Genomic DNA, 19,956 nt, shown 5'->3' with positions numbered 1-19,956 from the left:
CCTCCTTCAGTCCTTCTTTAGTCCTACAACGACACGTACGTGGAGCCATGAGAAGCGCACCTCACCGCGTGAGATAGTACGACACCTTCACGAGGAACACGTTCGCCGGCCGCAGCCGGAACAGGTCCCGCAGATCGCCGCCCGCGTCGGCCGGCCCGTTTCCGTCCATCGGCGTGTTTCCCTGGCGCCCCTGGTTCCACACCGCGAACAGCGTCGACCCGGGCCGGTACTCCCACCGGAACACCACGTTCGACTGCAGCTGCTTGAAGTCGAACCCGCCCGGGTCCGCGGTGACCGACGCATCGCCGTACGGCGCGAACCGCGACGCGTACGATGCCGCGCGCGGCGTGGCCGAGAGCTGCCGCACGTCGGTGTACGTCCCCTTCGAGATGAACGGCTGCGCGTACACCTGCAGCGACACGCTGGGCGCGAACGTGTAGTTCAGCCGTACCGTGGCCGAGCGCGTCGTCTGGTCGAGGTGCGCGAACGTGTAGTGCGCGACGCCCGCGCTGTCGGTGAAGTTGCCGAACCATTGCGCGTCGTCGACGTTGCGCGAGTAGCCTAACGAGAGCGCCGCGCTGAACCGCCCGAGCATCTTGTAGTTCAGCTGCGGGCTCAGGTTCCACGACGTGTGGCGCCCGCCGCTGCCGCGGAAGTAGTTCACGCTCATCGACGGCACCACCGACTTGCGGTCGTCGCCGTTCATGAACAGCCACGGAGCGAGGTACGCGTCCTGCCGCACCGCCGGCCCGCCGCGCGCCGCGCGGTCGTCGTACGTGGCGCCGAGCTGGCCCACCGTGCCGCCCATGTGCCAGCCCCAGTTGTTGCGGAACGTGACGTGAAAGTTCGTGTTGTACGCCGCCTCGAGCGGCAGCCCCGCCGCCGTCCAGTACTGCCACCAGTTGTTGTTCCACTGGAGGCTGTTGTACAGCCTGCGCTGGTGCCGGTCGAAGTAGCCGACCCAGTTGTTCCACGATGCCTGGTCGGCGCGGCGCAGGTATCCGAGGTCGTTCACCTCGAACCCCGGCGAGCGCCGCTGGTACGATGTCTCGAACATGAGATGCTGCCCACCCACCTTGCCGAACCGCACCTCCTCCGCATCGCCGCCGAGCGACGTGCGTGTCGTGTCGAGCGGCAGGTCGGCGTCGGGGCGCTGGTAATAGTGCACGGCGCTCGTCTGCAGCGACGCCACGGCGGTCCGGCTTCCGCGCACCTCGCTCCGGTCGAGCGACCCGCCCACCTCGTACTGGTCGCGCAGGAACCGGTGCCGCCCGTCCACCGCCACGGCGTACGCGCCCGACGCGAGGTACGGCGACACCCACCGGTCGGCGCCGCGGTTCACGGCGGTGACGATCGCGCCTAACGCCGACGCGCCGTGCCGCAGGTCCTGCTGCACGCGCGCCACGGTGAAGTTGGTCCGCGGCTCGTAGGTCGTGTCGCCGGGGCTCGACGCGCGCTGGGTCACCGCGTCGAGCACGCCGATCGTGAGCCCGCGCGGGAACCGGCCGAGCAGCTTCGCCGCGCCGAGGATCGTCGTCGGCTGCTGCGGCACCGTGTCGCCGTAGACGCCCGCGAGCTGCGGCGTGCGGCCGATGCGCCGGCTGTAGTAGAGCCCCTCGCTGCTGCAGTTCACCGCGCTGCAGTTCACGTCGAAGCGGAACAGACCGCGCCCCGCCACGAAGAACGGGCGACGCTCGTCGAAGAACGACTCGTACGCCGAGAGGTTCAGCACCGCGGGGTCGGCCTCCACCTGGCCGAAGTCCGGGTTGATCGTCCCGTCGAGCGTGAGGTTCGACGCGACGCGGTACTTGAAGTCCCCGCCGACGTCCGCGTTCGCGCGGCTCGCGTACCGGTTCGCGACGATGCGCGGCGCCTGGCGCGTGACCACGTACGGCGTCGCCTCCAGCCGACGCGGTGCCTCGAGGTCGTCGAGCCCCGTGACCGTGCCGAACTGCGACACGAACCCCGTCCGCGACTGCCGGATCACCGGCCACGACACGCGCTCGGCGTAGCGGTAGATGTCGCGGTCGATCGTGATGCCGAACGTGTGCGTGCGCTGGGTGCTGTAGCGGAGCTGCGACAGCGGGATGCGGTACTCCGCCACCCAGCCCGACGAGTCGACGCGCGTCGCGACGTCCCACACCGCGTCCCACGCGCCGTCCTCACGGCCGTCGTCGTAGATCGCCTGGTCCATCTTCACGCCCGCGGCGTTGACGCCGAACTCGTAGCCGGTGCGGCGGTCGTGGTACGAGTCGACGAACAGCCACACCATGTCCGACGCCGTGAACGTGTCGCGCCGCTCGAGGATCTTGATGATGCTGTCCGGGTGCGGGTCGAACGCCCGCACGAGCACGTACAGGTTCGCGGCGTCGTACGCGATCTTCGCCTCCGTCCGGAAGCGCGGCGCCTTGTCCTCCGTCGGGCGCCACTCGCGGAAGCCCGTGATCGGCGGCGCCGCGCGCCACACCGGGTCATCGTCGCGGCCGTCGATCTCCGGCGGCGCCGCGGCGCGGACCGCCACGGCCGTCGAGTCCGTCGGTGGCGTCACGACCGGTGGCTGAGCCTGGAGCGCGAGCAGCAGTACTGCCATCCCGACGAGCATGGCGTCCCTCCGCGAGGTCTCGTCTGGGACACCCTACGAGCCGCGAAGGTTGAATGCTTCACATCACATCTTCGTGTTGCTGACGAACGCGAGCCGCTTCCCGTCGGGCGACCACGACGGGACGTTGATCGTCCCCTGGCCGCCGTACAGGTACGCGATGACGCGCGCCCTGCCGCCCGCGATCGGCATCAGCCGCAGCGTGACGTGCTTGTAGAACGGATGGTCGGTCGCCGACACCTCCGGCGGCGGCGGGAACGCGATGTACACGATCCACTTCCCGTCCGGCGACACGTGCGGGAACCAGTTGTTGAAGCCGTCGTCGGTGATCTGCGTCTGCTCGCTGCCGTCCGGCTTCATGCGCCAGATCTGCATGCGGCCCGTGCGCGACGAGTTGAAGTAGATGTACCGGCCGTCGGGCGAGTACTCCGGTCCGTCGTCGAGCCCCTCGGCGGTCGTCAGGCGGATCTCCGCGCCGCCGGCGGTCGGGATCTTGTACACGTCGAACACGCCGTCACGCTGTCCGGTGAACGCCATCCACTTGCCGTCCGGCGAGAAGCCGTGGAAGTACGACGGCCCGCGCTCCGTCACGCGCCGCGGCGTGCCGCCCGTCGCGGGCACCACGTAGACGAGCGACTGCCCGGGGGGCGCACTCTGGTCGCTGATCCCCATCAGCTTCCCGTCGAACGACAGCACGTGGTCGTTGTTGTTCTTGTTCGCGAACGCGGTGTTGATCTCCCTCGGCGCGCGCGACGCGAGGTCGAAGCGATAGAGCTTCCCATCCTGCGCGTAGACGAGCGCCTTGCCGTCGTGCGTCCAGTTCGGCGCCTGGAACGATCCCGCGTACGTGTGGATGACCGTCGCGTTCCCCGACCCGACGTCGAGGATCTCGAGGCGGCTGCCGAGGAAGTCGCGATACGTCCGCAGCTCGGCCCACGCCGGCACCGTGATGCGCACGTTCGAGAAGCGCGCCCGCTCGACGACGGTGTCGTTGTGCGCGCACACGTACAGGCCGACGTACACGGAGTCGGGCAGCGACACGTCGGCGAGCCGAGTCGTGACGAGCGTGTCCCCCCACCGCGCGACCGACATGAGATACACGCCGTCGCGCCGCTCGAGCTGTACGACGGCGTCGGAGGGATCGGACAGGCTGTCGGGCGACACGACCTGCTCGGTGGTCGCGCCGCGCGTGCGCCGCGTCTGTAACGACACGAGCCCGTTGCCGTGCAGCGCGGCGGTGACGTGGGGCCCGTCGGCGTCGAGCGTCGGGCGGATCGTCCATCCGATCTTGCGGTGCGCCTCGACGCCGCGGCCGACGAAGCGCGCGCGGGTCGTGAGGATGAAGTTCCCCGTCATGCGCTTCCACACGAAGTGGAAGTCGTCGCGCCCCGCCCACATGTTCTGCCCCGAGCCCGAGATCACGTACTCCTCGGTCCTCGGGTCGTACCGCACGGTGCCCGGCGTGCGCACGGTGCCGACGTCGCCGTGGCCGTCGAAGAGGCCTAACGGCGCCTGCGCGCCGGCGGTGGAGAGGGCCATGAGCGCGAGCAGGAGGGGAGCGTGACGCACGAAAATCCTCGGGGTGGCGGTCGGACCCGAGCATGCGCCGGCGAACTGCGAACGGCAAGTGCGCCGGCGGTACGGCGCTGACCGTACGGCGCGATGGTGCGCGAACGACGCAAACACCGCTGAACTGCGCCGTACTGCGCGGTTCAGCGGTGTTTGCGATTCGTGCGCCTCATCGCGCCCTATCGTCAGCGCCGCTTCGCCGGCGCCGTCATCAGCGCCGTCGAATCAGTAGAACTGGCGCAACTCGACTCGGGAGTTGTTCAGGAACACGCCGTACAGCCTAACGGCGTCGCCCGAGCGGAGGCTCACGAACTTGTTCTGGTCCGCGCGGCTGACGTTGTACGGCAGCGACACGGTGAGCGTGCCGTAGTTGCTCGTGTTGATCGTGAACAGCCCGTTCGCCTGGTCGATCTGGCGCACCGTGCCGCTGAGCGACTGGACGTTCGCGTTCGACGACGACGTGTTCCCCGACCCCTGCACCGCGGCGTCGACCTGCACGAGGTCCGTGTAGTACGCGTTCCCGTTCTGCTGGATGCGCGCCGTGACCTGGTCGCCGGCGTCGAGCGACGTGACGCCGTAGCGCTGGTTCTGGTAGACGACCTGGGTGTTGTTGTCGTACTGCAGCCCCACCGTCTGGCCGTTCGAGAGCTGCAGGCCGATCTGCTGGTTGCGCGTGTCCACGCCACGCACCGTGCCGCTCACCTGGTTGGCCGCCTGCCCGCCCTGCTGCCCGAGCACGCTGCCGAGGATCTCGCCGATGTTCCCGGCGTTCGAGCACGCGCTCGTCGTCGCCACGAGCGCCAGCGCGAGGAGGGCGGTCCCCCGTCGCGCGATCCTGTCTATGTGCTGCATCCGCTGCATCTGCATCCTGTCCTCCACGTCGAGACCGCCTCGGAAAAGGCAAGGCTGGTGCCGCCATCCGTTCGGGAGGCCGATCCCGTGGGTCCGCCTGCGGGCCTGGCGCGGCCGAGCACGCCTTGATTCGGCGCGCCGGCCAGACCTCCATCGCGGGGACGCGTGTTCGGCGGTACGATACGCGATCACGCGACGCCGAGGACGTGCCGCGATGTCCACCGATATCCATTTCCCGCTGCCGTACGTCGCCCGTCCGGGCGACGTGCTCGTCGAGCTGCCGCACACGCTGACGGCCGCGACGCGGGGGCCGTTCGACGCGCGCGCCCGCTCGGTGCTCCCGTCGGCGACGAGCTTCGCGCGCCACGCGACCGACCCGCGTCTGGTGCTCGACGCCCGCGGCTGCGCGGTGATGGACGAGACCGGCCTCGCCACGCTCTGGGCGCTGCGCCGCGCGGCCGCCGCGGCGGGGGTGGAGATCGTCGTCGTCGACGCGCCGCCCGCGCTCGCCGCGTGGCTCGCGAGCGGCCGCCAGCCGCCGATGCCGCTCGCCTTCCGCAGCGAGGACCCGGAGCCCGCCGCCGTGCCGGCGGCGCCTAACGCTCCGCCCGAGCCGGGCGTCCTCCCGCTCGACGACGCCGCCCGCGCGCGGCTGGCCCGGCGCCGGCGGCGCTGAACCGCGACGCGTGACGCCCGACGAGATCGCGCGGCTCGTCTCGCGCGCGGTCCCCGGCCGGCGCGTCGTCGCGGTCGAGCCGCTCACGGGCGGGTTGAGCAACGTGACCCTCCGCGTGCGGCTCGACCCCCCGCTCGACGTCGTGCTGCGCCGCTACGCGCGCGACCCCGCGGCGTGCGCCAAGGAGATCGCGCTGCTCTCGCGCGTGCGCGACACCGTGCCGGTGCCCGAGGTGCTCGACGCGGCGCCCGACGGCGCGGACGGCGTCGGGCCGTTCGCGGTGCTGCGGTGGGTCGACGGGATCACGTTCCGCGCGCTGAAGCACACGGGCGACCGCGCGGCGCTCGCCACCGCGTCGGCGTCGGTGGGGGCCGTGCTCGGGGCGATCGGCCGGCACGCGTTCCCACGCGGCGGCTGGCTCGACGCGGGGCCCGACGGCCTCGTCGTCGGCGCGCCGCTGCTCCACGGCCCGGACGCCATGCCACGCTTCGTCGACGCGTGCCTCGACTCGCCGCATCTCGTGCGCCGGGTGGACGGCGCGCTGCGCGACGGCGTGCACGCGCTGATGTGGGCGTGGCGCGACCGCCTAACGACGTTGGGCACCGAGCGGCGCCTCGCGCACGGCGACTTCCGCACGCTGAACGTCGTCGTGGCCGAGTCGCGCGGGGGCTGGCGCGTCGCGGCAGTGCTCGACTGGGAGTTCGCGGTCGCCGGCACTCCGCTCATGGACATCGCGAACTTCCTCCGCTACGAGCGCGACGACGCCGCGACGGCGGAGCCGCACTTCTCGCGCGCGTACGTCGCGCACGGCGGCGAGCTGCCCGACGACTGGCGGGCGCTGTCGCGCGTGGTCGATCTCGTGGCGTTGTGCGAGATGCTCGCCCGCGAGCGGACGCCGGACGACATCGGCGCGGAGCTCGCGGGGCTCGTCGCGCGGACCGTCGCGCGCCTCGGCTCACGACACGCGCAGCCCCGGTAGCTCCACCACGAACCGCGCTCCGCCCCCCGGCGCGTCCTCCACCGTCGCCGCGCCGCCGTACTGCGCCATGAGGTCGCGCACGACCGCCAGCCCGAGCCCCGACCCGCCGGCGCCCGAGCGCTGCGCGCGCTCGGTGCGGTAGAACGCGTCCCACACCGCGGCGCGCTCCGCCTCCGGGACGCCGGCGCCCTGATCGTCGACCCACAGCCGCACGCGCGCGCCGCCGTTCGGCGCCGCCACGTGCCGCGCGCCGACGGTCACCGTCTGCCCCTTGGGGCCGTACTTCACCGCGTTCTCGAGGAAGTTGAGCAGCACCTGCCGCAGCGCCTGCGCGTCGATGCGCGCGCGCGTCCCGTCCTCGAGCGACGCCACCACGCGCGCGCCGCGCTCGGCGGCGAGCGGCGCGAACGACTCGATCACCTGCCGCGCCTCGGCGGCGACGTCGGCGGCGAGCGGCGTCACGAACCGCTGGCGGCGGCGCAGGCTCGTGTAGCTCAGGATGTTGTCGACGAGGATCGTGAGCCGCCCCGCCTCCTTCTCGATGATGCCTAACGCGCGGTCCGCCTCCGCCGGCTCCCGCAGCGATCCCTTGCGCAGCAGCTCGGCGAACATGCGGATCTGCGCGAGCGGCGTCCGCAGCTCGTGCGACACGGCGGAGACGAAGTCCCCGCGCAGCTGCGCGAGCGCCGTCTCGCGACGGGCGCGCGCCGCGCGCACGAGGAACACGATGGTGAGCGCGGCGAGCGTCGCGATCGTCGCCAGGATCACCTCCTCGACCGCGATCGCCGGACGCACGCGCGCGAACAGCGCGTCGGTACGCAGCTCCCGCACGAGCGCCCAGCCGAGCGTCGGCACCGGCGCGGCAGCGTACGCGACGCTCGGCGCGTACAGGCCGCGTCCCGCGCCGTGCGCCGCTGCGCCGCCGAGCGCGGCACGCACATGCGGCGGCAGCTCGCCGAGCGCGAACGCGCGGCGCGGCGTCGGCTCGTCGCCGCTGACGGACGTCGACACGACGACCGCCGAGTCGCCGAGCCGCGCGAGCAGCGTCGTGCGGCCGCCGTTCGTGCCCGCGCGGGTGGGGTTCAGCATCGCAAACGTCGTGTCGGTGAGCCGCAGCCGCAGGACCACGGTGCCTAACGACGCCCCCTCGCGCGCGCCCGCCGGTGCCGCGATCGGCGCGACGACGTCGGCGTGCACGCCGCCCGCGTCGACGCCGGTCTCCACGCGCGTCGCACCGGCCGCGCGCCGCGGCGGCGGTGCGCCCGCGCCGCCGGCGATGACCTGGCCCGCCGAATCGTAGGCCCACGCGCCGACGATCGGGCCGCGCGTGTCGATGGCGCCGAGCACCGCGCCGATCCGTGTCGCCGGCTCCAGCGCGGCGACGCGCGCCGCGAGCGCCGCCTGCGCCACGTACGCGTCGCGCCACAGGTCGAGCGCGGGTCGCGTCACGTCGAGCGTGCGCGGGAGCTGCGCGGCCGTCTCGTCGACGAGCGCGCGCCGCACCCACAGCACGCGCGCCGTGATCGCGGCGGCGAGCACGGCGGCGAACAGCAGCGCGCCGAGCGCCGCGCGGCGCCCGATGCGCCACGTCATGGGCGTCTCACGCGTCGCTCACGGGTCGAAGCGGTACCCCGCCTTCCACACCGTCACCAGGTGCCGCGGGTGCGCCGGCACGCGCTCCAGCTTACGCCGCAGCTCCGCGACGTGGATGTCGACGGTGCGCGTGAGCACGTCGGCGGCGTGCCCCCACACGTCGCGCAGCAGCGACACGCGCGACAGCACCTCGCCCGGTCGGCGCACGAACGTGAGCAGCAGGTCGAACTCCTTCGGCGTGAGGGCGACCCGCTCCCCGCCCCGCGTCACGACGCGCGAGCGCGGGTCGATGACGACGTCGTCGAAGCCGAGCGTCTCGTCGGCGCCGTCGGCGTTCGGCGCGTTCGGTGGCTCGGCCGGGCGCGCCCGCCGCAGCAGCGCGCCGACGCGCGCCACGAGCTCCGAGAGCCCGAACGGCTTCGTGACGTAGTCGTCGGCGCCGAGCCCGAAGCCGTGCACCTTGTCGGTCTCGTCGCCGCGCGCGGTGAGCATGAGCACAGGCGCCGTCATCCCGCGCTCGCGCAGCGCGCGCAGCACGCCGAAGCCGTCGACGCCCGGCAGCATCACGTCGAGGATGACGAGGTCGGGGCGCGCGTCGAGCGCCGCGCGGATCCCCGACGGCCCGTCGGCGGCGACGGCGACGTCGTAGCCTTCCCCCTCGAGCGTGCGGCGGAGGCCGAACGCCAGATCGTCGTTGTCCTCGACCAGCAAGATCCTCATACGGGTGGTCCGACGAACTGATGACTAACGGCGGGACGCTGCACGGCGGGACGACTAACGGCGGGACGCCTGACGGCGGGACGACTGACCGCGGGACGACTGACCGCGGGACGACTGACGGCGGGATGGACACGGGGCGGATCGGGATGCGTTCGGAGGGATCCAGCCGGCGTCGGATTGGTACGGCCGCTCGAGCGGCGCGTAGCACCTTGGGCGAAGGGGGGGGAGCCCCCCTGGGACCTAGGTACCGCGCCCGCCGTCGACCGTCCCGCGGTCGATCGTCCCGCCGTATCCATCCCGCCGTTCAGCGTCCCGCCGTGCGGCGTCCCGCCGTTAGTCGTCCCGCCGTGCAGCGTCCCGCCGTGCAGCGTCCCGCAGTCAATCGTCACTGCCTGCACTCCCCGTGCGGATCCGGCTTCGCCCGGTCGACGACGAGCCGGTGGTCGAGGTTCGCGATGCGCACCGCGACGTCGCGCACGAGCGTCGTCACGCGCGCGTAATGGTCGTAGTCGATGTATTGCGGCTCGTCGGTCACCTCGTGGTAGTCGCGGTGGCCGCCGGTGGAGAAGAACGTGATCGGGATGCCGTAGCGCGCGTACTCGTAGTGGTCGCTGCGGCAGTAGTACTGCTCCGGATGTCCGTTCGCGTCGTACGCGTAGTCGAACCGGAAGCCGGCGTCCGTCTCGCGATTGACGCGCTCGATCAGGTCGCCGAGCTCCGTGGAGAGCCGGCGCGAGCCGATGAGCTGCAGGTACGCCGGCCCGCCGCCCGTGACGTCGGACGCGCTGCCGCGCCCGATCATGTCCATGTTGAGCTGCGCGACGATCGAGTCGCGCGGCACCGTCGGATGGTCGGTGAACCACTGCGAGCCATACAGGCCCAGCTCCTCGCCGGTGTGCCACACGAACACGATCGACCGCTTCGGCGCCGTCGGCAGCGACGCGAGCTGCTCCGCGATCTCGAGCAGCGCCATCGAGCCGGAGCCGTCGTCGTCGGCGCCGTTGTAGATCGAGTCGGGGCGCGCGCCGCCGTGGGCGCGGTGCAGGCTGTCGGTGAGCGCGCGCACGCGCCGCTGCTGCGCCGCGGTGAGCGGCCGCTCGGGGCTGTCGGCGCCGAGCGGCCGCGCGACGGTGAGCACGGCGCGCATCGAGTCGTGGTCCACCGGGTTGCGCGTGTAGCCGACGTGATCGTTGTGCGCCCCGAGCGCGACGTACTGACCGCGCATCGCGGGGTCGCTCCCCGGCAGGATCGCGACGACGTTCCGCGCCGGCGCCGGCTGGTCGCCGAACGCGACGTCGCCGCGCACCGTGCGCCCCGGCGCGCCTAACAGCGCGGCACGGAGCGCCCGCGTCACGTACAGGAACACGGGCGCCGGCGTCGCGCCCGTGGTGACGACCGGCGCCTCGCCGTCGGCGAGCGACACCGGCGTGTCGGACAGCGCGCCGCGCACGTCGGGCGGCATGGAGTCGTACGACGCGACGGCGATCCCGGCCGCGCCTCGATAGCGCTTCAGGAGATGCGCGCGGTCGGCCTCCCACCCGCGCCGCACGTCCACGACGACGAGCTTTCCGTTCGCGGCGGCGGGCGCGACGTACGTCGACGAGTCGCCCCACGTGCCGCCGTACACCGTCGCCGCGCCGTCGACCGACCGCTGGGCGGCGCCGGGGTCGCGCACGAGAAAGTCGCGTCCGGCGACGAATCGCGCGCCGTCGACGCCGTCGATCGTCAGCGCGGCGTCCTGCCCGACGCCACGGCGCACGAGCGGCACCTGCTGGAAGAACGAGCCGCCGTCGCCGCCGGGCACGAGGCCGAGGCGGCGCAGCTCGCGCTCGATGTACGCCGTGGCGCGGAGGTTGTCCGCCGTGCCCGCGGCGCGCCCCATCATGGAGTCGGCGGCGAAGACGTACAGCCGGCGGCGCAGATCCGCCGGCGTGATCGCGGCCGTCGTCGGACCGGTGTCGGTCGGCGCCGCCTTCGTCACGCGCTGGCCATGCAGCGCGCCGGGGAGGCAGCAGAGGAGGCTGAGCGTGGCGGCTCTCGGCATGCGCGGCGGACGGTGTCGTCCGGAAGCTAACGACGGGCGACGACGGCGCGCGCTCACCCCTGCACCCGCGCCAGCACCCCCGCGCGCAGCGCGGCGAGCGTGGACGCGTCGAGCCACCGTCCACCGACGAACAGGCCGGCCACCTTGCGCAGGTTCGCCGTGTCGACGAGCGGGTTCGCGTCCAGCAGCACGAGATCGGCGCGCTTCCCGGCCGCGACCGTCCCGGCGTCGGTGCGGCCTAACCACTCGGCCGGGTTGCGCGTCGCCGCCTCGAGCGCGGCGTACGGCGTGAGCCCCGCGGCGACGAACGCATCGATCTCGCGCAGCGCGGCGTCGCCCGGCGCCATGTACAGCTGCGGCGAGTCGGACCCGACGAGCAGCTTGGCCCCGGCGTCGTGCAGCGCGCGCACGATGCGCCGTCGCAGCGTCACGAACGCGGCGCGCCCCTCGGCCGGTGCGGCGAGGATCTGCGCCTTCGCCGGCGCCCACCGCGCCACCTCGGCCGCCGGCAGATAGCGCAGGCCGGGGCGTTGCGCGAGCTGCTCGGGTGTCTCGTCCGACGCCAGCGTCTCGAACAGCGCGAGCGTGGGGCCGTTCCAAATCCCGCGCCTAACGGTTTCGCGCACCACCGAGTCGAGCTTCCGCGCGTCGACACGCGCGAGCACCGCGGGGTCGAGCACGAGCTGCCCCGGCGGCACCGCCACGCCGTCGGCGACGATGGCGGCGATCCAGCCGTCGAGATGCTCGATCTGCTGCCCCGCGGCGTACGCGCGCGCGAGGCCGTACTCCGGCGTCACGTGGCCGACGAGCGCGAGCCCGTCGCGCTTCGCCGCCGCCGCCACGCTGTCGTACGCCTCGGCGGACAGCCCGCCGTGCGTCTTCAGCAGGTCGAAGCCGGCGCGCTTCGCGTCGTCGACCATGCGCACCCCCGCCGCCGGCGACGTCACGCTCCCCCCGTTCAGCGAGGGCCCGGCGACGTACAGCGTGGGACCGAGCACCTCGCCGCGCGCCACGCGGTCGCGCAGCCGGAGCTGGGCCGGCAGGATCGGCGTCGGCGCGGAGAGGCCGCGCACCGTGGCGAAGCCGTTCGCGAGGTAGAGCGCGAGCTGGCGCCCGGCCGCGGTGCCGAGCGACTCGTCGCCGGCCGAGAGGTGCGCGTGCATGTCGACGAGCGCCGGCGCGACGAACTTCCCGCGCCCGTCGATGCGCGCGGCGCCGGCCGGCACCGGCGTGCCGCGCGCCGCGCCTAACGCGACGATGCGGCTGTCGCGCACGACGACCGTCTGGTGCTCGAGGATCCGCTCGCGATCCATCGGCACGACGGTGACGTCGACGATCGCGGCGTACGCCGGCGCGGGGACGTGCGCGAGGACATCGTCGGGCGCGGCCGGCTGCGCGGGGAGCGCGGCGGTCGCGAGCATGGCGAGCGCGGCGGCGAGAGCGGTTCTTCGCATCGGGTCCGTCGGGAGAGGCGCGTACGTGGATGGTGCGGAGGCGCGGCGTGTCGCTGGCCGGTGAACCGCAGAGGGCCGCAGAGGGCCGCAGAGGACGGCAACTTCAACCGCGTCTTACCACAGAGGACACAGAGGACACAGAGGAGAACGTCTTCAAGAAGTTGGTGTCCTCCGTGTCCTCCGTGTCCTCTGTGGTTCAATTCAGAAGGGCAGTCCTCCGCGGCCCTCTGCGGCCCTCTGTGGTTCACTTCAAGAGGCCTCGCGCCCACGGCTCCGCGTGAGGCCGACGAGAATCCTGCACCGCGTCCCACCCTCGGCGAGGGCGCGGAGCGACGGAGGTGGTAAGCGTTTTGAAAGGACTCGTCCGGGCGCGGGACCTAGGTCCCAGGGGGGTCCCCCCCCTGCGCCCAAGGTGCTACGCCGCGACCGCGCCGCAGTACCATTCGGACGCGTGCCATCACATTCCGACGCGTGGAGGGCTCCCCGAGCGCACCCGGGTGTATTGCATGCAAGGGGGCGCGGCTGACCGGCGGCGCTCGTCCGTGTTCACAACCGTACCGCACGACATGCGACCCACGATCCGTCAGCTCACCGCGCTGCTCGGCGTCGCCGCGCTCGGCGCGCCCACGTCGGCGCGCGCCCAGCAGCAGCGGCCGCCGCAGACGCCCGCCCAGCGCGAGGCCCACGCGCGCGGCGTCGGCGACACGTCGATCTTCGCGCCGCTCGACTACACGTCGAGCACCCTGTACCGCAGCGGCGCCGGCCGCCCCGGGCCGCGCTACTGGCAGAACCGCGCCGACTACGACCTGCACGGCACGCTCGACACCGCCGCGAAGTCACTCGCCGGCACCATGACGCTGCGCTACACGAACAACTCGCCGGACACGCTCACGTTCGTGTGGTTCCAGGTCGAGCAGAACGCCTTCCGTGGCAACTCGCTGAACTCGCTCGTCTTCGCCGCGGAGTCGCGCTTCGGCGCGCGCAACTTCGAGGGCGGCGACGTGCTCGATCGCTTCGACCAGGTCGTCGGCGGCAAGCACAGTGCGCTGAAGACGCGCGTCGAGGGGACGATCATGAAGGTCGACCTCGCGCAGCCGCTCGCGCCCGGTGCCACGGCGACGTTCGACGTCGCGTGGCACTTCAACATCCCCGAGCACGGCGCCGACCGCATGGGCCGCGACGGCGCGCTGTACGAGCTCGCGCAGTGGTACCCGCGCGTCTGCGTCTACGACGACCTGCGCGGCTGGAACACCGAGCCGTACCTCGGGCAGGGCGAGTTCTACCTCGAGTACGGCGACTACAACCTCAGCGTCACCGTGCCCGCCGGCTACATCGTCGCCGCGACGGGCGCGCTGCAGAACGCGAGCGAGGTGCTGACGCCGACGCAGGTGCAGCGGCTCGCGCAGGCGTCGAAGAGCGACACGCCGGTGCACATCGTCACCGAGGCGGAGCTGAAGAACGGCTCCGCGCGCCCGCGAAAGACCGGCACGCTGACGTGGCGCTTCGCGGCGAAGAACGTGCGCGACGCGGTGTGGGCGGCGAGCCCCGACTACATGTGGGACGCGTCGAGCTACAAGGGCATCCTCGCCATGGGCTACTACCGGCCGAGCGCGATCGAGACGTGGAAGGACGCCGCCGACATGTCGCGCATGTCGATCCAGGAGTACTCCGAGCGCTGGTTCCCGTACCCGTGGCCGCACATCAGCGCGGTCGAGGGGCCGATCAGCGGCATGGAGTACCCGATGCTCGCGATGGAGAACAAGAGCGAGGACAAGTACGACCTGTACAACGTGATCACGCACGAGATCGGGCACATGTGGTACCCGATGATCGTCGGCTCGAACGAGCGCGCGCACATGTGGCAGGACGAGGGCTTCAACACGTTCATCAACTACTACTCCGAGGGGCGCCGCTTCCCGGAGAAGGGGACGGCGAACGCGCGCGCCCTCGAGAACATGCGCCTCGTCGAGCAGTACATGCAGAACGACGTCGACCAGCCGCTGGAGATCAACCCCGACCGCATCAACCCGGCGCTGCTCGGCGAGAACGCGTACGTGAAGACCGCGGTCGGCCTGCACCTGCTGCGCGAGGAGATCCTCGGCCCCGACGCGTTCGACGACGCGTTCCGCGCGTACACCGCGGCGTGGGCGTTCAAGCACCCGAGCCCGGCGGACTTCTTCCGCACGATGGAGAACGCGAGCGGCAAGCGGCTCGACTGGTTCTGGCGCGAGTGGTTCCTCGAGAACCCGCACTTCGACCAGAAGATCGACACCGTCGCCACGCAGATGCAGGGCGACACGCTGCGCGTCGCGGTGATGTACGGCAACGCCGCCCGCGGCGTGCTCCCGATCCACGCCCGCTTCACGTTCGCCGACGGCTCGAAGGAGGACTTCGACTATCCGGCCGAGGTGTGGAGCACGAACACGTCGCACTACATCCGACGCTACGCGTTCCCGGCGTCGAAGAAGCTCGCGAAGATCGAGCTCGATCCCGATCAGCGGCTGGTCGACATCGATCGGTCGAACAACACGTGGCCGGTGAAGGCGATGTGAGGTAGGGCTGCGTGGCTGCGAGGCGGCGCCGGCGATCGCTCGCCCGTCCCGGCGCACGGCAAGGCCGCCGAACGTGGGGAGGCGGAGCCCGCGGACACCGTCACGACCGGCCGATCGGGTCCGCCAGGCCGCGGGTGATAACGGGGTGATAACGCGGTGGGGGCGCCGCATAGGCTGTCCGGCGTCGCACCGGCCGCCGCTGGCCGTCGACCCGCGCCCCCGACCGGCGCTCCGCGCCTGCCTCCCAGGATCACCCCATGCGACCCGACTACGTCTCGATCGTGCGGTCCACCTGGTCCCTCGCCAAGCCGCACGCCCTGTCGATCGGACTCCACTTCTACGAGCGGCTGTTCGAGCTCGACCCCTCGCTGCGCCCGATCTTCCCGTCCGACCTCGACGCGCAGGTCGCGAAGCTGATGCAGACGCTCGGGGTCGCCGTCGGCGCCATCGACCGGCTGGAAACGCTGACCCCGGCGCTGGACGCGCTCGGCAGGCGCCACGTCGCCTACGGCGTGAGCGACCACCACTACGACGTCGTCGGCCGCGCGCTGCTCGATACCCTCGCCTCGACGTTCGGCAGCGCGTTCACCGCCGATGTCCGCGCGGCGTGGACGGAGACGTATCTCACAATTACCAACGTGATGCGACGCGCCGCCTACGCGGCGGCCGCCTGATCGCCTGATTGAGGACCATACGATGATGCACTCCTCGGAGCGCCACCTCGCCCGGGCGACGTGGGCCGCCGCGTCGGCCGACCCGGAGCGATTGCTCGCCCACTTCTTCGACCGGCTCTACCTGCTCGATCCGTCGCTGCGGCTGCTCGTCATCGGCGAGGATCCGTCGGCGCAGGGGCGCACGCTGCTCCACACGATCGGGGTGGCGGTGATGCACCTCGACCGGCTGGACGGGATCGTCGCGCGGCTGCACGGCGACGGCGACCTCGACGACGGCGGCGTGGTCGGTGCCGCGCTGCTGTGGGCGGTGGAGCAGTCGCTCGGCCCCGCCCTCTGGACGCCGCCGGTCCGCGTGGCGTGGCAGCACTGCGTCGCGCTGCTCGCCCGTAGCCAGCGGTCGCCGTCGGTCGGGCGCTCGGCCCGCGTCGCCTGAGGCCGGGCGTGACACCCGACGAACGTCGTCTCCTGCAGGAGAGCTGGCCGATGCGCTCGCGTGGACGGTGAGCGTGCTCGACACCCCCGAGCAGCTCGTGCCGGCGCCGCCGCGTGGGCGCAAGCGTACGGGCTGCTCGCCGGCGTCATGCGCCGCGCCGCGGATCACATGCGCTCGTCCGCCGACGGGCCGTACATCCCCGGCACGGGCACGTCGAGCAGCCGGAGGTAAACGCTGAGCTGCCCGCGGTGGTGCACGAGGTGGTTGATGCCGAGCGTGCGGAACGCCGCGACGCGCGGCATCGCGAAGATCACGTGGTCGCCGCGCCGGAACGTCCACTGCCGCTGCCACGCCGCCTCGTCGGCCACCGCCGCGATCGACTCGCGCACGCTCGCCACCGTGGCGTCGAACCGCTCGAGCAGCTCGGCGCGGCTCGTCACCTTCGCCGGTGGGGCGCCGTCGCGCGCCAGGATGTCCAACTCGTCGCGGCGCACGACCGCGTTCTGCAGCCCGATCACCATCGCGACGTGCGACGCGAGGTCGCCGAGCGAGGCGCTCTTCGCATGCGGCTTCCAGTTCCAGTGCTCGTCCGGCACGCGCTCGAGGATGCGGCGCGTGGACTGCATCTCGGCGTCGAAGTCGCCGAGCCCGAGCTGCTGCAGCGACGGGGCGGTGGCGGGTGCGGTCATCGGGGCGATCGCGTTGAGGTGAAGTGTGGCCGGTCGTGCACGATATGCGGCGGGCACGCGATGCGGGAGCGCCCCTCACGACTCCACGTACGAGTGCACGTGGGACTGAAGCAGGACTGAAGAAGGACCAACACTTCTTGTTGGAGTTTCCTTCTTCAGTCCCTCTTCAGTCCTTCTTCAGTCCTATACAGACTCGTACGTGGAGTCGTGAGCCCCACACCGAGGGTCGCGTCCCGCCGGGAGCGACGCTAAGCTGTGCCGCGCGCCCCGCCCGCACCGACCCTCGTCCCCACCGACGTGTCGCTCCGCCGTCTCGCTCTCGCCTCGCTCGCGCCGCTCGCGCTCGCCGCCCAGCAGCCCGTCACGAAGGACGCGCGCCCGCTCGTCGGCTTCACGCCGGCGAACGCGGCGCGGGAGTCGGCCGCCGAAGCCGCCGCCATCGCGCGTCCCGATCCGGCGCGCGCCCGCGCGCACTCGCGCGCGCTCTCCGCGGAGACGCACGTCGCCGGCACGCCGGCGCAGGCGCGCACGCGCGACTACGTGATCGCCGAGATGAAGAAGCTCGGCCTCGAGACCGAGGTGCGCGCGTACCGCGTGTGGATGCCGCACGCGACCGCGGTGCACGTGTGGCGCCTAACGCCCGACGGTCGATCGGAGGAGCTCGCGCTCGCCGAGCCGCCGGTGCCGGGCGACTCCACGTCGTACCTGCCGCAGTACCCCACCGTGAACGGGTCGAGCGCGGCCGGCGACGCGACCGGCGACGTGGTGTACGTCAACTACGGTCTCATCGAGGACTACGCGCAGCTCGACTCGGTCGGCGTGTCGGTGCGCGGCAAGGTGGTGCTCGCGCGCTACGGGCGGTCGTTTCGCGGCATCAAGGCGCGCGAGGCGGAGAAGCGCGGCGCGGTCGCGCTCCTCATCTACAGCGATCCCGCCGACGACGGCTACGTGCGCGGCGACGTGTATCCCGCGGGACCCATGCGCAACGCGAACGGCGTGCAGCGCGGCTCCGTGTTCAACGGCGACGGCGATCCGTGCACGCCGGGCTATCCGAGCCTGCCGAACGCGCCGTGCGTCTCCGCCGACCGCATGGGCGTGCCGCACATCCCGGTCGTGCCCATCTCGTACGGCAACGCGGCGCGTCTGCTCGAGCCGTTAGGCGGCGCGGCGATACCCGCGTCGTGGCAGGGCGGGCTGCCGTTCCGCTACCACGTCGGCCCCGGTCCGGTGCGCGCGCGCGTGCAGGTGCGCGACGACTCGGCGACCGCGGCGTACAAGACGATCTGGGACACCTTCGGTGTCGTGCGCGGCGCCGAGCTGCCCGACGAGCTGGTGATCATCGGCGGACACCGCGACGGCTGGGGCCCCGGCGCCGCCGACAACGTGAGCGGCACGGTGAGCGTGCTCGAGGCGGCGCGCGCGGTCGCGGAGCAGCTGAAGGCCGGCCACCGCCCGAGACGCACCATCGTGTTCGCGACGTGGGACGCGGAGGAGTGGGGGCTGGTCGGATCCACGGAGTACGTCGAGGACGACTCGCTGCGCCTCGCGCGCCACGCCGTGGCCTACCTCAACCAGGACGTCGCCGCGCAGGGGCCGGCGTTCGGCGGCGGCGGCTCGCCGTCGCTGCGCGCGGTGCTGCGCGACGTCGCGTCGACGGTGCCGGATCCGAGCGGCCGCGGGAGCGTGTACGACGTGTGGCGCCGCCGCGCGGGCGTCGTGGACACGGCGACGCCGAACATGGGCGATCCCGGCGGCGGCAGCGACTTCGCCGGCTTCTACAACCACCTCGGCATTCCCATCGCGGAGTGGGGGTTCGGCGGCGCGGGCGGCGTGTATCACTCGCAGTACGACTCGTACGCGTGGATGACGAAGTTCGGCGATCCCACGTACGCGTACCACGCGGCCGCGGCGCGCGTCGCCGCCGGCATGGTGCTGCGTCTCGCCGACGCCGACGTGCTCCCGTACGACTACGTGGAGTACGCGCGCACCCTGCGACGCTACGTCGGCCCGATCGTGCGCTCGCTCGCCACGCGCGGGTGGACGGGGACGCCCGGCGGCGCGCAGCCGAGCCTCGCGCCGGTGTCGGCCGCGCTCGACCGCATGGAGCGCGCGGCCGCCGACTTCGCCGCCGCGCGCGACGCGCGTCTCGCCACGCCTAACGCGCCGACGCGCCAGTCGCTCGCCGCGGCGAACGAGGCGCTGAAGCAGGTGGAGCGCGCGCTCACCCGCCCCGAAGGGCTTCGCACGCGGCCGTGGTTCCGCAACCTCGTGTACGCGTCGGACGAGGACAACGGCTACGCGAACATCCCGCTGCCGTCGGTGAGCGAGGCCGCGCGCGCCGGCGACCGCACACTGCTGGAGCGCGAGATCGCCGACCTGGCCGGCCGCATCGACGCGGCGACGGCGGCGCTCGGCCGCGCGGTGGAGGCGCTGCGATGACGCGGACGCTCGTCGCGATCGGCGCCTCGCTCGCGCTCGCGCGCGCGGCGCAGGCGCAGGTGAGCCTCGGCCTCCTCGCCGGCGCGAGCTACTCGCGTCCCATCGGCGGCGCGGAGGCGATCCAGTCGGGCACCACGGGCCCCGTGGTCGGCGGATCGCTGCGCGTGTGGGGGACGCAGCGCGTGTCGCTGCAGTCGGAGCTGCTCTTCGTGAGGAAAGGGTTCACGTTCGCCATGCCGACGACGGGCGGCGTGGGAAGCGAGTCGGTGCAGGTCGACTACCTCGAGGTGCCCGTGATGGTGCGCCTGCACATCCCCACCGGCCGACGGGTGCTCGCCCACGTCTTCGCGGGCCCGTCGTTCGCCACGCGGGTGCGGTGCGACGTGGAGCTCGCCGGTCCGCGCGCGACCACGAGCGGCGTGTGCGACGGATCGGGCAAGCAGATCGCCGGACCGTTCCAGGAGGTGAACCCGCTGTCGCTCGGCCTGATGGGCGGCGGCGGCGGCTCGGTGGCCTTCGGCGAGCGCCAGATCCAGCTCGACCTGCGCTACGGCATGGGGCTGACGAAGGTCTCGCCCGGCTCCAGCGCGCGGCACTCGACGATCATGCTCGTCGCGAGCTTCGAGTTCGGGATGAACGATCAGTGACGCGCGACGCGTGACGCATCTGCCTAACGGCGCGCG

15 protein-coding genes are annotated in these 19,956 nt (G+C 72.5%); 7 read left to right on the top strand and 8 right to left on the bottom strand.

All coding sequences use genetic code 11. The annotated features are described in order from the left end of the window. Positions 1-61 precede the first annotated feature (61 nt). The 3 genes from J421_RS06995 to J421_RS06985 all read right to left on the bottom strand — a co-directional run bounded on the left by J421_RS06995 (position 62) and on the right by J421_RS06985 (position 5,020). Complete coding sequence (locus tag J421_RS06995; RefSeq protein WP_025410461.1) at positions 62-2,602, bottom strand: DUF5916 domain-containing protein; 2,541 nt, start codon at positions 2,600-2,602, stop codon at positions 62-64. A 63-nt stretch (positions 2,603-2,665) separates the two neighbouring features. Then, on the bottom strand, positions 2,666-4,168 hold the full coding sequence (locus J421_RS06990) for a TolB-like translocation protein (RefSeq protein WP_201773115.1): 1,503 nt from the start codon (positions 4,166-4,168) through the stop codon (positions 2,666-2,668). A gap of 225 nt (positions 4,169-4,393) precedes the next feature. Beyond that, the gene (locus tag J421_RS06985; protein WP_158508671.1) at positions 4,394-5,020 is read right to left on the bottom strand and encodes a hypothetical protein; all 627 of its coding nucleotides are present in this window, start codon (positions 5,018-5,020) and stop codon (positions 4,394-4,396) included. A 214-nt stretch (positions 5,021-5,234) separates the two neighbouring features. Between J421_RS06985 and J421_RS32635 the strand changes: the two genes are divergently transcribed. Both J421_RS32635 and J421_RS06975 read left to right on the top strand, forming a co-directional pair. Then, complete coding sequence (locus tag J421_RS32635) at positions 5,235-5,696, top strand: STAS domain-containing protein (protein ID WP_025410458.1); 462 nt, start codon at positions 5,235-5,237, stop codon at positions 5,694-5,696. A gap of 10 nt (positions 5,697-5,706) precedes the next feature. Then, positions 5,707-6,675 carry a phosphotransferase family protein gene (locus J421_RS06975; RefSeq protein ID WP_025410457.1) on the top strand — a complete coding sequence of 323 codons (969 nt, stop codon included), beginning with the start codon at positions 5,707-5,709 and terminating at the stop codon, positions 6,673-6,675. On the opposite strand, the gene J421_RS06970 is transcribed toward J421_RS06975, so the two are convergent. The 4 genes from J421_RS06970 to J421_RS06955 all read right to left on the bottom strand — a co-directional run bounded on the left by J421_RS06970 (position 6,652) and on the right by J421_RS06955 (position 12,486). Continuing rightward, a complete protein-coding gene (locus J421_RS06970) occupies positions 6,652-8,268 on the bottom strand; it encodes a sensor histidine kinase (protein WP_025410456.1) in 1,617 nt (538 codons plus the stop codon). The two genes, J421_RS06975 and J421_RS06970, sit on opposite strands and share 24 nt — an antisense overlap. Before the next feature lie 18 nt (positions 8,269-8,286). Then, positions 8,287-8,988: a response regulator transcription factor gene (locus J421_RS06965; protein ID WP_025410455.1), complete on the bottom strand. Its 702-nt coding sequence runs from the start codon at positions 8,986-8,988 to the stop codon at positions 8,287-8,289. A 385-nt stretch (positions 8,989-9,373) separates the two neighbouring features. Continuing rightward, the gene (locus tag J421_RS06960) at positions 9,374-11,032 is read right to left on the bottom strand and encodes a M28 family peptidase (RefSeq protein WP_025410454.1); all 1,659 of its coding nucleotides are present in this window, start codon (positions 11,030-11,032) and stop codon (positions 9,374-9,376) included. A 53-nt stretch (positions 11,033-11,085) separates the two neighbouring features. Continuing rightward, positions 11,086-12,486 (bottom strand): amidohydrolase family protein, encoded by a 1,401-nt coding sequence (locus tag J421_RS06955; RefSeq protein ID WP_148306191.1) that lies wholly within the window; start codon positions 12,484-12,486, stop codon positions 11,086-11,088. 566 nt (positions 12,487-13,052) lie between these two features. On the opposite strand from J421_RS06955, the gene J421_RS06950 reads away from it, so the two are divergent. The 3 genes from J421_RS06950 (at position 13,053) to J421_RS06940 (ending at position 16,145) form a co-directional block, all read left to right on the top strand. Further along, positions 13,053-15,038, top strand: coding sequence for a M1 family metallopeptidase (locus tag J421_RS06950; RefSeq protein WP_025410452.1), 1,986 nt, complete (start codon positions 13,053-13,055; stop codon positions 15,036-15,038). 257 nt (positions 15,039-15,295) lie between these two features. Continuing rightward, complete coding sequence (locus tag J421_RS06945; RefSeq protein ID WP_025410451.1) at positions 15,296-15,712, top strand: globin family protein; 417 nt, start codon at positions 15,296-15,298, stop codon at positions 15,710-15,712. Between the two features lie 22 nt (positions 15,713-15,734). Continuing rightward, positions 15,735-16,145, top strand: a complete 411-nt coding sequence (locus J421_RS06940) for a globin family protein (RefSeq protein WP_025410450.1) — start codon at positions 15,735-15,737, stop codon at positions 16,143-16,145. Between the two features lie 164 nt (positions 16,146-16,309). Here J421_RS06940 and J421_RS06935 read toward each other — a convergent pair whose 3' ends face one another. Beyond that, positions 16,310-16,834, bottom strand: coding sequence for a DinB family protein (locus tag J421_RS06935; protein ID WP_104022345.1), 525 nt, complete (start codon positions 16,832-16,834; stop codon positions 16,310-16,312). A gap of 297 nt (positions 16,835-17,131) precedes the next feature. Here J421_RS06935 and J421_RS06930 point away from each other — a divergent pair, with 297 nt between their 5' ends. Continuing rightward, positions 17,132-19,273, top strand: coding sequence for a M20/M25/M40 family metallo-hydrolase (locus J421_RS06930; RefSeq protein ID WP_025410448.1), 2,142 nt, complete (start codon positions 17,132-17,134; stop codon positions 19,271-19,273). Then, positions 19,270-19,920, top strand: a complete 651-nt coding sequence (locus tag J421_RS06925) for an outer membrane beta-barrel protein (protein ID WP_025410447.1) — start codon at positions 19,270-19,272, stop codon at positions 19,918-19,920. Before J421_RS06930 ends, J421_RS06925 begins: the two co-directional genes overlap by 4 nt. Positions 19,921-19,956 lie beyond the last annotated feature (36 nt).

It is taken from the genome of Gemmatirosa kalamazoonensis (assembly GCF_000522985.1).
Classification (GTDB): Bacteria; Gemmatimonadota; Gemmatimonadetes; order Gemmatimonadales; family Gemmatimonadaceae; genus Gemmatirosa; species Gemmatirosa kalamazoonensis.
Note: the sequence above shows the minus strand (reverse complement) of the source record. Positions and strands in the feature narration are given on the sequence as shown.